Annotated in this window: 14 protein-coding genes; 7 read left to right on the top strand and 7 right to left on the bottom strand. The window is 41.1% G+C overall.

From position 1 onward, the window contains the following. Positions 1–2: 2 nt before the first annotated feature. The 4 genes from phoU (at position 3) to pta (ending at position 4,018) form a co-directional block, all read left to right on the top strand. Positions 3–629 carry a phosphate signaling complex protein PhoU gene (gene phoU, locus SOS22_RS08830; RefSeq protein ID WP_320596964.1) on the top strand — a complete coding sequence of 209 codons (627 nt, stop codon included), beginning with the start codon at positions 3–5 and terminating at the stop codon, positions 627–629. Further along, on the top strand, positions 626–1,300 hold the full coding sequence (locus SOS22_RS08825; protein WP_320325548.1) for a response regulator transcription factor: 675 nt from the start codon (positions 626–628) through the stop codon (positions 1,298–1,300). Before phoU ends, SOS22_RS08825 begins: the two co-directional genes overlap by 4 nt. Further along, positions 1,297–2,958, top strand: a complete 1,662-nt coding sequence (locus tag SOS22_RS08820) for an ATP-binding protein (RefSeq protein ID WP_320596963.1) — start codon at positions 1,297–1,299, stop codon at positions 2,956–2,958. Before SOS22_RS08825 ends, SOS22_RS08820 begins: the two co-directional genes overlap by 4 nt. 88 nt (positions 2,959–3,046) lie before the next feature. Further along, the gene (gene pta, locus SOS22_RS08815) at positions 3,047–4,018 is read left to right on the top strand and encodes a phosphate acetyltransferase (protein WP_320325546.1); all 972 of its coding nucleotides are present in this window, start codon (positions 3,047–3,049) and stop codon (positions 4,016–4,018) included. Here pta and SOS22_RS08810 read toward each other — a convergent pair. Further along, positions 4,015–4,602 carry a TetR-like C-terminal domain-containing protein gene (locus SOS22_RS08810; protein WP_320596962.1) on the bottom strand — a complete coding sequence of 196 codons (588 nt, stop codon included), beginning with the start codon at positions 4,600–4,602 and terminating at the stop codon, positions 4,015–4,017. The two genes, pta and SOS22_RS08810, sit on opposite strands and share 4 nt — an antisense overlap. A gap of 98 nt (positions 4,603–4,700) precedes the next feature. Here SOS22_RS08810 and SOS22_RS08805 point away from each other — a divergent pair, with 98 nt between their 5' ends. From SOS22_RS08805 to SOS22_RS08795, 3 genes are all read left to right on the top strand, one after another. After that, positions 4,701–5,702, top strand: coding sequence for a zinc-dependent alcohol dehydrogenase (locus SOS22_RS08805; RefSeq protein WP_320596961.1), 1,002 nt, complete (start codon positions 4,701–4,703; stop codon positions 5,700–5,702). A 16-nt stretch (positions 5,703–5,718) separates the two neighbouring features. After that, positions 5,719–6,003 (top strand): GNAT family N-acetyltransferase, encoded by a 285-nt coding sequence (locus SOS22_RS08800; RefSeq protein ID WP_320596960.1) that lies wholly within the window; start codon positions 5,719–5,721, stop codon positions 6,001–6,003. Between the two features lie 79 nt (positions 6,004–6,082). After that, positions 6,083–7,276, top strand: coding sequence for a PLP-dependent aspartate aminotransferase family protein (locus SOS22_RS08795; protein ID WP_320596959.1), 1,194 nt, complete (start codon positions 6,083–6,085; stop codon positions 7,274–7,276). 53 nt (positions 7,277–7,329) lie between these two features. Here the strand turns inward: SOS22_RS08795 and SOS22_RS08790 are convergent, their stop codons facing one another. From SOS22_RS08790 to amrA, 6 genes are all read right to left on the bottom strand, one after another. After that, positions 7,330–10,752, bottom strand: coding sequence for an EAL domain-containing protein (locus SOS22_RS08790; RefSeq protein ID WP_320596958.1), 3,423 nt, complete (start codon positions 10,750–10,752; stop codon positions 7,330–7,332). 1 nt (position 10,753) lies between these two features. Then, positions 10,754–11,545: a GGDEF domain-containing protein gene (locus tag SOS22_RS08785; RefSeq protein WP_320325540.1), complete on the bottom strand. Its 792-nt coding sequence runs from the start codon at positions 11,543–11,545 to the stop codon at positions 10,754–10,756. A 388-nt stretch (positions 11,546–11,933) separates the two neighbouring features. Then, on the bottom strand, positions 11,934–13,271 hold the full coding sequence (locus SOS22_RS08780; protein WP_320596957.1) for an MATE family efflux transporter: 1,338 nt from the start codon (positions 13,269–13,271) through the stop codon (positions 11,934–11,936). Further along, positions 13,261–13,704 carry a MarR family winged helix-turn-helix transcriptional regulator gene (locus tag SOS22_RS08775; RefSeq protein WP_320325538.1) on the bottom strand — a complete coding sequence of 148 codons (444 nt, stop codon included), beginning with the start codon at positions 13,702–13,704 and terminating at the stop codon, positions 13,261–13,263. Before SOS22_RS08775 ends, SOS22_RS08780 begins: the two co-directional genes overlap by 11 nt. A 75-nt stretch (positions 13,705–13,779) precedes the next feature. After that, a complete protein-coding gene (gene amrS / locus SOS22_RS08770; protein ID WP_320596956.1) occupies positions 13,780–14,604 on the bottom strand; it encodes an AmmeMemoRadiSam system radical SAM enzyme in 825 nt (274 codons plus the stop codon). Positions 14,605–14,612: 8 nt separating this feature from the next. After that, the gene (gene amrA, locus SOS22_RS08765; protein WP_320596955.1) at positions 14,613–15,995 is read right to left on the bottom strand and encodes an AmmeMemoRadiSam system protein A; all 1,383 of its coding nucleotides are present in this window, start codon (positions 15,993–15,995) and stop codon (positions 14,613–14,615) included. Positions 15,996–16,007: the final 12 nt, after the last annotated feature.

Genomic DNA, 16,007 nt, shown 5'->3' with positions numbered 1-16,007 from the left:
CTATGCGCGTACAACTGGACCAACAACTACAAAGTTTATATCGAGATTTAGTTTTAATGGGATCCTTATGTGAGACCATGTTGGCAAAGGCGGCTCATGCTTTGCCAACCGGCGATACAAGTTTTGCGTTAACGATGACGCAACAAGCCCAACAAATGAAAGAAAAAGAGGAAGATATTGAACAACGTTGTATGCGACTGGTATTATCGCAACAACCCGTGGCGAGTGATCTGAAACAAATTCATGAAGCGCAAAGTATGGCTGGCAACATTCGACGCATGGCCGATCATGCGTTGGATATTGTAGAAATCATGGCTTCCAGTCATTTGAAGACAAGAGATCTGGAAGATATGGCATTATCTACCATATATATGGTGAGCCATTGTATTGATGCGTTTGTGAATCAGGACATTCCATTGGCACGATCGGTCGTAAAGTATGATGATATTGTCGATGCTTGTTTTGATACGATCAAAGCGTCTTTGGTGCAACGACTACACGATCAAACCATCGATAGTGAGGATGCCTTGAATATTTTTATGATTGCGAAATACTTTGAACGAATTGGCGATCATGCCAGTCATATTGCGCAAGATTTGATAGATACAAAGAAAGAGGAATGTGTATGATTTATTTAGTGGAAGATGATGAAAGCATTCGTAATATGATGATGTATACTTTGGAAGCCAGTGGCTTTGAAGTCAAAGGATTTAAAGATGGTAAATCGTATTTTCAAGCCATGTTGATGAATCATCCCGATTTAGTGATGTTGGATATCATGTTGTCCGATATGGATGGAATCGAAATCTTAAAGAAGATGAAAAAAGATCCAGACATGAAAGATATTCCGGTCATCATGGCTTCGGCCAAAGGTACAGAATACGATAAGGTCATCGGGTTGGATCTAGGAGCGGATGATTATTTGGCCAAACCGTTTGGGATGATGGAAATGGTTTCTAGAGTGAAAGCGGTCTTGCGACGGACCAAACCCAATCCGGAACAAATGGTCTTACAAGCCGGAAATTTGGAATTGGATCTGGGCGCACACATTGTGAAAGTCCATGGTCAACGAGTACAGTTGACTTTGAAAGAATATGAGTTATTGCGCTTGTTCATGGAAAATATCAATCGTGTCTTTACGAGAGAACAATTATTATCCAATATCTGGGAATCGGATTATTTTGGTGAAACACGAACGGTAGATGTACATGTAGGAACTTTGCGTACGAAACTACAAGATTGTGGCTCTTACATTCGTACTGTACGTGGGGTTGGCTATCGGATGGAGATTCCTCAATGAAAAAACAGATTTTTCGTTCTATTTGTTTGGTGGCATTTGCGGTCCTTGTGGCCGTTTTTACGTTGATCATGGGACGACTTTATAATTATTTTACGACCGAAGAAGTGCAGCAACTGGCTGTACAAACGGAATTGGCCGCCAAAGCCGTCAATGATGAAGGTATGGAGTATTTTACTCATATGCGCAAGACCACGGATTATCGGATCACTTGGATCGATACCGATGGAACGGTCTTGTATGATAATCAAGAAGATGCCAAAACGATGGATAATCATGCCAATCGAACCGAGGTCAAACAAGCCTTAAAAAAAGGAGTGGGCCAAGCCAATCGGCGTTCCGATACGATCATGCAACAATCGTTATATTATGCCCAAAAGTTAAAGGATGGGACGATCCTTCGTTTATCCTGCGATCAAAAAACCATTTGGAGCTTAGCCTTTACCATGATGCAACCCATCTTTGGGATTTTGATCTTGATCATTTTATTATCGCTCTTTTTGGCAAGACGGGTATCCAATCGCATCGTGAAGCCATTGAATAATACCGATCTGGATAATCCTTTGGTCAATGATCATTATGAAGAATTGACACCATTCTTGACCAGAATTGACCAGCAACAAGTGCAATTGAAAGCGCAATCGCGAAAGTTGCATCAAAAAGAAGATGAGTTTGATGCCGTCACGAACAATATGAATGAAGGCTTGATCTTATTGAATCGGGAAGGCATCATTTTATCGATCAATCGCAAAGCCAAACAGTTGTTGGGTGGTACTTCAGCAAATATTGGTAAGGATATCTTAACGGTCAATCGCTCCTTAGAACTGAATGATTTATTGGATCGATGTCGTGAAGGGAAACAATCGGAAATGATTTATCCCATCAATCGGGAAGATTATCAATTGATTGCCAGTCCGATCTTTTATCATGATCACGTTTCTGGCATGGCTTTGTTGATGTTGAATGTGACGGAAAAAGAACAAGCCGAAAAATTGCGTCGGGAATTTACGGCCAATGTATCGCATGAATTGAAAACACCATTACATACGATTTCCGGTTGTGCCGAGTTGCTGCAAAGCGGTATGGTCAAACCGGAAGATCAAACCAAATTTGTGCATGAAATCTATCGGGAAGCGCAACGTATGATTGCCTTGGTAGAAGATATCATCAAATTGTCACATTTGGATGAAGGCACCACCGATATGCAGTATGAAGACATTGACTTATATGCATTCACGCAACAAATGTTGGATAGTTTAACGGATAAAGCCAATGGAGCCCAGGTGCATTTGGCGTTGCATGGCAAACAAGAAACGATCAATGCGATTCCGCAATTGTTGCAAAGTATTGTCTATAATATTTGTGACAATGCGATCAAATACAACCATCCAGGTGGTCATGTGGATGTGACCATCGATGATGATGAAAACTATGTGATCTTTCAAGTCAAAGATGATGGAATTGGCATTCCTTTGGAGCATCAAGCCCGTATCTTTGAGCGATTCTATCGCGTGGATAAATCCCATTCCAAAGCCGTGGGTGGTACGGGACTTGGCTTATCCATTGTCAAACATGCGGCGCAAACGTTGCATGCCAAACTCTTTGTGGATTCCAAGCCTCATCAGGGCACGACCATGACGGTTTGGTTCTTAAAGGATTAATCGCTTACATTTATTTGTGAAAATAATATCTTTATGGAAAGTCATCCATAGATGTTTTATACTTGATACGGAAAAGAGGTACATATCGATGATTCTTGATGAATTGAAACAAAAAGTACAAGGAAAAAAGATTCGTTTGGTTTTTACAGAAGGTAATGATTATCGAATTCAAGAGGCAGCTCAACATTTGGTAGCTGATGATATTTGTGTTCCAGTCTTATTAGGAAATAAAGAAGAAATTGCGAAAGTAGAAAAGGAACATGGTTTTGATTTGACGGGTTGTGAACAAATCGATCCTGCGACGTATGAAGATAATGGAGAAATGTTCAACTTGATGATGGAACTTCGTAAAGGGAAGTTAACTGAAGAACATGCGCATGAATTGTTGCTGCAAGCCAACTATTTTGGAACCATGTTGGTCAAGATGAAAAAAGCGGATGGTTTATTGGGTGGAGCCACGTATTCAACAGCAGATACTGTACGTCCAGCTTTACAATTAATCAAATGTGCACCTGGTAATAAGATCGTTTCCAGTTGTTTCTTATTGATCAAAGGTGATGATCAATTGGTATTTGGTGATTGTGGTATCAATATCAATCCAAGTGCCAGTCAATTGGTTGATATTACGCTTCAAACCGCTCGTTCCACAAAGAACTTTGGCAAAGATCCAGTGGTTGCGTTGTTGTCTTTCTCTACGCATGGTTCTGCCAAAGGCGATGATGTGACCAAGATGCAGGAGTGCTTGGCAAAATTAAAAGAAATGCCATTGGACTTCCCAGTGGATGGTGAAATGCAGTTTGACTGTGCGGTTGATGAAGAAGTAGCTAAGAAAAAATATCCAGAATCAAAAGTGGCTGGTCATGCCAATACATTCATCTTCCCTAATATTTCGGCTGGAAACATTGGTTACAAGATTGCTTCTCGTTTAGGTGGATATACAGCAATGGGACCATTGCTTCAAGGTTTGAATGCCCCAATCAATGACTTGTCTCGTGGTTGTACTTGGGAAGAAGTATACAATAACGCTATCATTACAGCTAACGAAACATTCAATATTTAATATGCAAGAACCTCTTTTGGGAGGTTCTTTTTTTCTTGCCAAATCGAAGGAAGACAATGTATGAGGAGTTGAGCGAACTGTTTTTCGGACATTTGACAGTTCGTATCGACCCAATGGCGCAAAGCCATCGTAAAGCCGGCTTGAAAATAGATCAAATAATAGGTCATTTCATCGGGATCTGTGATGCCATTTTGGATACATAAAGGTTGAATGACCTCTTTCCATAAAGGATCATAGCCTTGTTGTAAAGGAAAGATATGACGGGTATGCAGTGCGATGCGATAAAACGATTGGTGGTCTTTGATATAGTGTAAGAAAGTAGTAAACGAGGATGGCGAAAAGAGGGCATGATTGGTCGTATCAAAACGAGCCAATAGATCTTCATGCATATGAGCTTCCATTTTTTCAATCATGTCTTCGATATCGTAATAATGCGCATAAAACGTCGTACGATTGAGATGGGCTTGTTCGCAAAGTGCGCGTACAGTCATTTTTTGATAAGGCATTGTTTTGGATAATTGTAGTAAAGCTTGTTCAAAACGTTTTTCATTGTCTTTAAAGCGCTGATTGTTTTTGGTGTTCATACAGTCTCCATTTATTATCACAACACTTATGGTGATATTGATGATTGTACAAGAAATATACTATGGTATGCTTGAACTGTCAAATCAAAGGAGAACCTATGAAAGCAGCTAATTATCATGGCAAACAAGCCATAGAAATTCAACAGATACCTACACCTAAAGTGGGGCCCAAAGAAGTCTTGATTCGCAATCTTCGAAGTAGTATTTGTGGAACCGATGTGGCCGTCTATCAACATGGACCTGATGGTTCACATCGAATCACGGTGGGGCAAGAATTTGGTCATGAAACGGTTTCAGAAATTGTTGCCGTCGGTCATGAGATACAAGAGCAATTTCATGTAGGGCAGCGAGTCTATCCGTATCCACGACTGGCAAGAAACGATCCATCACGTGCAGGAACGTTGGGTGCTTTTTCTGAATATATATTGATTCCCCAACCAAAATGGAATCAGTCGCTTTATGCCGTGCCAGAAGCGATATCGAATGAGGAAGCTTGTATGATCGAACCCTTTAGTGTGGGCACACGAGCGGCACGAAGAGCCCAACCACAAGCCGGACAAACAGCTATAGTGTTTGGGGCGGGGACCATTGGCCTAGCGGCTGCGATTGCTTTGCAGTATTTTGGTCTGAAAAAAGTGATGGTCGTCGATCTGTCTAAAAAACGATTGGAAATCGCAAGATCTTTAGGTTTTCCAGTAACAACCTTTCAAGACATGCCCAAACAAGCACTTGCCTATTTTGGCCAAACCTCTTCACAGCGTGCCAATGTGGATATTTGGATCGATGCGGCCGGTGATGAAGCGGTATGGACCTGTTTTATGCAGCAAGGCAAAATTGAAAGTCGTTTTGTGGAAGTAGCGGTGGGTCCTCGCTATCGTAATGTCGATTTTCTCGCTTTATCCTTTGCCCAAAAAAGTCTAATTGGTTCGGGTGGTTATATGCCCGAAGATGTTGAAGATGTATTGGCGATGATGGCATCGCACCGTTGGCCCATCAAAAACTTGATCAGTCATACCTATCGATTGGATGATCTGGAACAAGCGCTACAAATGGCCAGTGATCCCGCAAGTTCTTTGAATGTACAAATTGTGTTAGAATAAGAAAAAAGGAGTTCTTATGATCAAAATTATACATGAACCAGACAAAAATCGAGTAGCGGCGTATGATGAGAAGACATGTATCGGAAAATGTGAGTATACAGTCAAAGATTCCATTTGGCAATTGATCCATACCGAAGTGGATCCAGCCTATGGAGGGCAGGGCATTGCTCGAAAATTGGTGGCACAAGTCGTGCAGGAAGCAAGAAATCGCGGTGTAAAAATAGATCCGATTTGTTCCTATGCCCAAAAAGAATTTCAACGAAATCCAGACTATCACGATGTCGATATAAATTTTTTATAAGATGGATATCATGAATTTATAGAATGAAAAGAAGGCATTCCCCCTTATAATTTCCTTACACATGTAAGGAGATTTTTTTATGGCAAAGAAACGCAATCCATTTAAAGATTATGATATTACGACACAGGCCATCCATACGGGAACGGATTATGATGAAGAAACCGGTGCCGTTCGTCGACCGTTGCATATGGCCAATAGCTATAAATTACCCGATGATCTATCGCAAGTGAATTATTCTTCGACAGATCTTTTGATGTATGCACGCAACGGCAATCCCAACCAACATTGGTTGGAAGAAAAAGTAGCGGCCTTATACCATGCCGATGATGCCATCGTTTTGGCAAGTGGGGTCGCTGCTTTGCATGCACTATTTTGGACCTTATTAAAAACCGGCGATCGCGTAGTCTATCCAAAAGTCAGTTATATGGCTGTGTATCGTTTGTTCCATGAATTATTTAATCAGAAATTTGGGGTAGAAACGGTCATGGTCGATATGACCGATCTAGAAGCGGTAAAAAAAGCAATCACGCCCAATACGAAATTGGTGCATATCGAAACGCCGGATAATCCAACGGTTGGACTCAGTGATATTGCCAAAATTGCGAAAATTGCTCATGAAAATGGGGCTGTTTTGTCGGTGGATAATACGTTTGCGTCGCCATTGAATCAACGACCATTGGAACTTGGTGCTGATTTTGTGGTCGATGCCTTGACCAAATTTATCAATGGACATGGGGATGCGCAAGGCGGAGCTATTCTCTCAAATGATCTGGAAACCATGGATCGCATTCGCTATGAAGCCCAAGTCAATGTGGGCTCGATCATCAGTCCATTCAATGCATGGCAAATCTTTCGTGGGTCGGTGACTTTCCCTTTGCGAATGGAACGGATCAATCAGTCGACTTTACAAATAGCGCAATGGCTAGAACAACGCGAGCATGTAACATTTGTATCTTACCCAGGCTTGAAATCGCATCCGCAGCATGAATTGGCCAAGCAACAAATGAAAGGGTTTGGTGGTGTGATTTCGTTTGGACTGCAAGCCGATGATAAGACTATTGAACAATTTTGCGCCCATCTGAAAGTGGTGACGTTTGCGGTTTCGTTGGGACATGATGAAAGTTTGATCTTTCCACAATCGAGTTATGATGAACGGATCCATTTGTATCCACCGCAGTTTCAAAAGGGCTTTATTCGCTTTAGTGTAGGTTTGGAAGATCCGCAAGATATCATCCAGGATTTGGATCAAGCCTTCCATGCGATAGGTTTATAAGAAAAGCTGTAGCGAGTAATCGTTACAGCTTTTTTGAAACGTTATGGAATTTTTTAGAGTTTTTCATGATGTTTGCTGATGAGGATCGTATCAAATACATTGGTGATATACGAATTGATATTTCCCGTCGAATCATCGGAATACACAGCGGTAATGATGGCCGAGCAATTTCCGCTCCATTGATCCGCTTTCCGTATCGATTCGATGCCCAATCGAATTTGTCGAGCCATCTTTCGTACGTCTTCCTTATTGTCAAAGTGCATCAATAAGTAGAAGATACTATCTTGGATGCGACCGACGACGCAACCTGTATGGATGCAGTTTTTCAGTACTAGACCAATTTTTTGTAACAAGCAGTCGCCTGAATGCTGTCCATAAAGTTTTACAACTTCATGATATTCCGGAATATATACCTTGACCATCGCAAAATCGGTTTCTGCGCGCCAGTATTCGCTGAGATAGAAATGGATACTGCTGGATAGACTGTTCGCATTGCCAAGGCCAGTAACCGGATCAATGGAAAATTGTTCATTTTGTTCATTAACGACATCTTTCATTTCATCGGCATCGATGGCGGTACCTAAGATGCCGATAATGTTGCCATCCTGGTAGACGGGAATCTTGCTGGCAAAGATATTCCGATTCACACCGTTAGCGATGCACTTTCCTTTTTTTAGATACGTTGGTTTTCCAGTCTTCAGTACTTCTTCTTCATCATTTTTAAAAGGTTCCGGCGTGATGTGCCACATCATATCTTCGTCTGTTTTTCCAATCAATTCTTTTTCAGAATGGATGCCATAATATTTGAGGAAGCTTTGGCTCACCCCAACAAATCGTCTTTGTTTGTCTTTCCAAAAATACATGGTTTTGGCATTCATAAGGATATTTTTCCAAAGGATCTCCCCGGTTATATTTGTATTCTTTTGTTGGTTATATACTAAACTACTCAGAGAAGAAGCAATCTTGACTAGATCGCATTCACGCAAACCCGCTTCTAGAGTGACATGTAGCGCTTTGTTGAAATTGGATCGTTGGATCGGAACAATGATATGAAGGAACCAGCGATAGGCACCCGATGCCGTGATACTTCGGAACCATCCGGTAAGCACCTGGTCTTTATTGTATTTTAAGCGGGTCTTGAGAGTGGCTATATTCATAAACTCCGCAAATCGTTCTTGATCAGGAAGGTAGCAGTAATTGACCTTCCAGGCATTGACGACCTTAGATAAATTAAGTTCCACACCCATTCCCATCGGTTGATCCGACAAAGAGGATTTGATGCCTTCCACTGTGTTGTTTTCCAAATCGTAGATGGCAATATCATTGCACATATAATACAGATTGCTAATGGTTTCCATTCGGATTGGATCCACATTTTCCGCTTTGATGTCCACATACTGGATATGAACGGTATAAAGATAACGATCCTCTTGCCTTGCTTCTACGGCACCGGTCAGCTGAATGTAATGATCCCCAGAAGGATAGGATGCAGTCTGCGGCCCTTTATGTTTTCGTAGTTGTTGATTCGCATATTGCCTGTGAAAAATCTGGATTGGATCACCAATCGTGTTGATTTTATTGACCCAGTCTTTTATACTATGCACATTATCTTTTTTCAGAACGTTCATGTAGGCTTCGTTGACGAAATACAAATGCATCTGAGTCCCATCATCTTCGATAACACAAAGCGGTTTATCCGTAAGATAATCAATCCGACTGAGTTTGGTTAAATAGGCTCGCCATTTTGCCTGTTCGACTATCAATTCTTTTTGCTTGTAAAACAAAGGCAATTGCGCCATTGGCATGGGCCGGCCAAAGTAAAATCCTTGTATCTTTTCACAACCAATCTTTTGTAGAAAAAGATATTGTTCTTCCGTCTCTACGCCTTCAGCCAGTGTAGAAATTTCCAGCTTTTTCGACATTCGTACGATGGCCGAGATAATGTTCTTGGTTTTTTCATTAAAGGTTTTGAGAAAGGACATATCCAGCTTTAATTCATCGAAAGAATAGTCTTTTAATACGCCTAAGGAAGAATATCCAGCACCGAAATCATCCATCCATACTTTGTAACCGAGTTGATGGAATCGTTGTATGCTTGGTTTCACATGATCGATGTTCTTTACAAAGGCACTTTCCGTGATTTCTATGTTGGTGAATTCTCTTGGCACACCGTATTTTTGTGAGATCTTGTCGATAACGTCAGGCAGATCATCGTGCATAAAATCTTTTCGCGAAAAGTTGATCGATACAGGAACGGCAGTATGTCCGTTTGTCTTCATTCGCCGATAGTCTTTACATGCCTGTTCAAAGACATAGAGGTCCAATTGATATATTTGATTGGTATCCTCAAGGATGGGAATAAATTGTCCGGGAGAAAGCATACCATAGGTTGGATCCATCCATCGAACTAAAGCTTCCTGGTTACAAATGGATTTGGTTATGGTACGAACGATGGGTTGATACCAAACTTGGATCCATCCCTTTTGGAGGGCTTTTTCAAAATTCCTTATGATATAGAATTCTAAGGAAGTTTTTTTCAGGATGCGCTTATCATACCAAACAAATTGGGATGCAGTTGTCGATGTGATTGAATCGCAGGCCAGTCTTGCGCGATCGCAAGCATCCGTCAGTCGCGTGCCATCGTTGTTAAATTTGAAAATGCCTACTTTTACCGCAAGATTGTTTTCATCATTTCCCTTTTTCATCGCGGAAAAAAGGGCATGGAGCTTGGATTCGATTTGATCGTTTTCTGCATAAACGACAAAATGGTCACTTTCAAAACGAGAACTCTTCTCTTTATCAAAGTATTTTCCAATTTGTTTCGCAAGATGGCAGATTTGTTTATCACCAGCCTTTAATCCATATTGACTGTTATATTTTTTTAGATTACATAAATCAAAATACAAAATAACCGGAATTTGACCTTTTTTCCAGATCTTTTCGATTCCAGTCATCGAATGATCAAGAAAATGGGTCATATTTTGCATTCCCGTTAGATGATCATAATATTTTGCGAATTCGATGCTATCCGATGAAGCATATTGCTTTGAGATCGTTGTAAGCACAGCTTTGATTTTTGAGTCATTGTCCCCGTTCACACTTTCATCGGTATACGTAATGAAAGCCAATTTGGCACCATCGACCAAAATGTATTTTCCTGTTCCGTGAATGAAATGATAGTCCGATTGATCTTCTCTTTTGTTTCGGAAAATAATATCATAACTTTCCTGTGTGGTACTAAACTGATACGAATATTTTTCCATTCTCGCAATATCTTCGGGATGCACATTTCGATACAGATTTGTACCTAGACTATACACCGCTTCTTGACAGCTATTGTATCCAAAAAGCTCGATATAGGCCTTGGATACCAATATTGGTTTGATCTGATCTTCTATATATTGATACACAGCCAATGGAATGGGAATATTTTCCAGAAAGGATCGAGTATCCGTTGAAATCGTATAGGTTTTCATATTATCTGCTCCTTCTGTCGATTTTCGCATTTTGGTAATAGCGACGTTTCACTTCAGACATTTCTTTGGCTGCCCTTTTTGTAAGCAGATGGATATCCATATCTTCTTTGTTCATGTTGGATATGCCTATAGATACCGAGATGCCCGATTGCCTGGTTTGTTCATAGATATGCTTTGTGATGGCTTGAATGTGATTCTTTTGGGTATCTGGCAGGAGGGCAATAAACTCATCTCCACCAATCCGAAATGTATTTTCTTGACCCAATGCTTGTTGAAAAATCGAAGCCGTCATTTGTAAAACACGATCACCCACATCGTATCCCTGATGGATATCAATTTCGTGAAGGCCATTCACATCTAAAAAAACACAAATCAAATTTTTCTTGCACGTTTTTGGATAACTGTTCAATCTTTGTTCATAAAGATTGCGGCTATGCAAACCAGTCATGAGGTCCGTTTCACTCGTTGTTTTCCATTTCTTCTCGAAATACAGACGTTGGATCTTGATTTTCGAAAGATAGGTGCTCGTTACGATGCTTACCGCTCCAAAAATCAGGGCATGAAAGATGTCCAATGGTAAGATGTGGCGGGCATCAAAGTGGATGGCACATAGAATGAATACGGCTGTACATGCACAAATATACAAACTAACGCGGATGGGTTGGTCGGTAAAAAGCATCGGAAGGGCTAGTATGAAGGCAATGTATTTTACGGCCATCATATCCGGATTCATGCGCGTACTCAATACGATGCTATAGCCAATCAAAATGCTGATAAAAATATATATTTGCAAGTTTGTATATTTGCTTTCTCGATGGGCTAAAAGGAAAGAAAGAAAAGTAAAGACAAAAAGCGACAGGTAGATCCAGAATCTAGGTTTGAGTCCTCCATAGAAGACATAAACAAAAATAAGACCAGGAACCATGAGTATGGTAAGGATCCTGGATAAAAAAATGAGATTCTTTTGATTCTTGCTGTTCAGGTTGATCTTTAGCTTTTCGTAATCCTCTTCAGAAATTCCCATTCTAAAAAAATGATTGATGATATCTAACACGGTTACGATCCTCGTTTAGTTGATGTTCTATACAAATATTTTAACTCGCACCTTTAACAAAGACAAATAGTTAAAGAAAATTATGCAATATAAAAAAACCATCAACCATAGGGTGATGGCTCGTTTCTCAACATGGATTTTGTTTTCGAAAGCGCGATAAATAAATTAGATTTAAGAGGACCCCAAAGGTTGAAGCCAAGGGAGAAGCCAGACCAATGAGGAATAATCCGGCATGTTGGATGGTCATGAAATAGGCAAATGGAATGCGGACCAGAAAGGTTTGCAGGATACCTTGACTCATGCTCCAAAGGGTACGTTCATGGCCATTAAAATAACCAAGCAAAGAAAATAAGATGGCTGTAACGATGGTCTCAAAAGAGAATCCCCGTAGATATTGAAAGGCGGCTTGGGTAATGATGGTTTCTTTGGTGAAAAGGGCACACATGCGATCTCCGGCAAACCAGACACATAAGAAAACCAAACAACCAAAGACCAAACCAACACAAATGGATATTTTGGTACCTTGACTGGCTCGATCTTCTCTTTTAGCACCGACATTCATCGAAACAAAAGCGGCATTGGATTGCATCAAGGCACTGGGTAAAAGCATCGCAAAGTTGATGAGCTTACAGGCAATGCCATATCCCGAAGAAGCTGTTAGTCCTAGACTGTTAACAAAGGCACAGACGACCACAAAGGAAATCTGGGTCAAAAGATCTTGTAAAGCCAAAGGAATGCCAATTTTTAAGATATGGATGGTTTCTTCATTGAAGCCAAAGTCGGTTCGTTTGAGTTCAATGCCCGATACGCGTTTTTTTAATAAACCAATCGCAAAGATCACACTGATGGCTTGGGCCAAAATCGTGGCTAAGGCGGCACCAGCTACATTCATATGCAAGATGGCTACAAAATACAAATCACCAATGATATTGATGATGCAGGCAATACCCACAAACAACAAAGGAGAACGACTATCTCCTAAACCACGAAAGATGGCGCTTAATAGATTATAGGCTACAATAAAAAAGATACCAGAGCCACAAATCCGAATATATTGTGCCGTTAGATCAACGGCTTGAGAGGGTGCTTGCATCAAATGGGTAATGGGCAGGGCACCAAAAAACAACAACAGAAACAATACCAGGGCCACCAAGGCATAGAGCGTAAAGGCGGATCCCAATAAACGATTGATCCGATCAGCACGATCTTCGCCTAAATACCGACTGATCAATACGGTTACGGCCATGGAAGATCCGGTGACGACTAAGGTGATCAAGTTTAAGATTTGCGAACCTGTGGATACACCGGATAATCCCGCGGTCGTACCAAATTGTCCAACCACAAGTAAGTCAACCGCCCCATATGCGGCTTGCAGGATCAAGGCACCCAAAACCGGCAACATAAAAGCTAAGATCTTTTTGGGAATATTGCCAACGGTAAAATCAGATAAACGATCATCTTCCATCCTGATTTTCCCCCTTACATAAAACTTGATAAATTTGTTCAATGGTTTGCGCCATTTGATGAATCGAAGTGTCAGGTATGTTCACTAACTTTTTTTCAATGGATCGAAAATAATCGGTCACATAGGTTTGGACCACGGCTTGTCCCAGTGAAGTAAGTTCAACTTGAACCATGCGATGATCCCGTTCATCGGCTTTCTTTTCCACATAACCCATTTGTGCTAATTGCCGAATGGACTTGGTGATGCCAGGACGTGGCAATTCTAAGAAGGTACTGACATCACTCACATAAACAAGCTTTTTTTGTTTTTTTAATTGATGGATACAATCCAAGATATGGATACTTTGCGAACTTAATCCAGCTGGCAATTCGGGTTGTAACTCCCAAATCCGTTTGGCTAGATAAAACGCATCAAACATTTCACGATCATTCATTTTGTGCTTCTAATTATCAAAAGTAATTACATTATATAACTAAATAGCCAAAAAACAAGGTCAGAAGACTCTGACCTATACATTGCCCACAAAAACATGATGCAAATGGGTTTGGGCAATTTCTTTCAAACGATACAATGTAGAGATATTGGTAGCAGGTGTATCCATCTGATATCTTGGAAAATAACGCGTTAAATGATAGGGGATATTGGGATCTTGTTGACTGATCCAGTGTGTCAGGGCATCGATTTCGGATTCGCTATCGTTCATGCCAGGAACAACTAAGGTTGTGATCTCAACATGGCAGGCAGGAATTGCCTTTTCGATAAAAGCCATGGTTTGATTTAGATCACCATGTAAGATCGATGCATAAGTTTGGGCATTCAAGCTTTTGAGATCAATATTCATGGCATCGATATATGGAAGAATCTCATCCAAAACGGCTAGACTAGCGGTTCCATTGGTCACCAAGACATTCAACAGATGGGCCTTATGGATCAATTGGGCACAATCACGCACATATTCCCAACTACACAACATTTCATTATAGGTATAAGCAACGCCGATCAGGTTGGATTGGGTTTGTTTGGCTTGCAAGGCCATATCCCGTATTTTCTCTGGTGAAACAAAGTTCGCATCCGATGACTTTGCCATGCGAGAAATTTGAAAGTTCTGACAAAATGGACAATCCAGGTTACAACCATAACTGCCAATTGAAAGCAAGGTACTGCCGGGATGAAACAGGGCTAAAGGCTTCTTTTCAATGGGATCTATGGCCATGGATGTTACATAACCATAATTTGCACAGATGATTTTACCGCCTTTATTTTGTCGAGCTCGACAAAAGCCGATTTGACCTTCTTGTAGCTGACAATGACGAAAACAAGTGGAACAAATCATACGATACCTCAAGTATGGCGAACGACTTCAAAGCGTTGCAGCTCGACGGGATCATCCTCCCAGATCCCGGCTTTTTGTTTGGCAATTTCAATTTGTTGGGATATGGTATCGACCCCATCTAAATTCGGTAATAATAATCCACGTTTATGTCCCTGTGTAACAATGACACCATATCGATGCACATCCAATTGATCCGAAGAAGTGATGTTTTCGGGTGGGGAAAGGACATCTACACTATAAGAAAGATGGTTCAGTTCTTCTTTGCGAATCGCATCAAATCGTGGATCTTGTGTAGCTGCTGAAATGGCATTGGCGATGATTTCTTGGGCAATATTTTCCTTGGTTGGACCAATGGTACCAATACATCCTCGCAATCGTCCATCTTTATGAATCGAACAGAAAACCCCTGCTCTTTGAGAGAGCATGTCTTGGGGAAGGCCTTCTATCGAAGGAACGGTTCGATGGGTGATATAGGATTCGACGGTTTTTCGTGCTAAAGCAGCATAGGCATCTTCGGCATCTCGTTGGGCTTGAATGCGTTTCTTTTCTTCGCTTTCAAATTGGTCCAGAAAATTACGTTTTGGATCTTTTCCCAATACTTTAAAAGTCGCAACGCCATAGCCAACACCGGTTACATCTTGATGACTTAAGACATGTGCTTCGACTTGGCACCGATCCAGCGCACCAGCCATGATCACAAAGGAGCGATGACCACATTCGGCCGCTTTTTGAAGCAAGAGGGGATCGAATGTCAACAATTCATCAAAAGCAGCTTTTCGACATACATCCATGACTTTTTCATCATAGATAGGGCCATGGGAATCAAAACCATAAGGCCCATCGGCTTTTAATTTATGAGAAAGATCACCACTCGCAATATAAACGATTCTTCGATCGAGTTCTTTGGCGGCTTGTTGGATCAATAGACCAATATGATAGTGTTCAGCCAAAGAAATACCGGAAATACCTAAACGAACCAATTGAAAGTGCGGATATTTTTGTTTGACAAAATACAAGGGAACCATCGTTCCATGATCGAGGGACGGATCGCGTTGACCGAGATAGCCAGCCGGCAAATGATTTTCTTCGGCCAGATCACAAATTCGTTGACTCAATGCTTGATCGTAGTCACATTCGATCTGGACATTAGGAGCCCGAAATGAAGCCATATCACCTTGCGCATGGGTGCCAGGGGAAATATGTAGATAATCGGTATACATGATGCTGTGAGGCGAGGAAAGCACAATGGTTTCTGGATGCAAATGAGCGACAAAATTTGCTGCTTGTTTGTAGGCTTGGATCGTCGGTTCAATGATCTTTTCTTCACCACGACCGACTTCGGGCAAGATCAATGGTGGATGTGGAACCAGGATTGCACCAACAATAGACATAAGACCACCTCA

It is taken from the genome of Absicoccus sp. (assembly GCF_034090965.1).
GTDB lineage: Bacteria > Bacillota_I > Bacilli_A > Erysipelotrichales > Erysipelotrichaceae > Absicoccus > Absicoccus intestinalis.
Note: the sequence above shows the minus strand (reverse complement) of the source record. Positions and strands in the feature narration are given on the sequence as shown.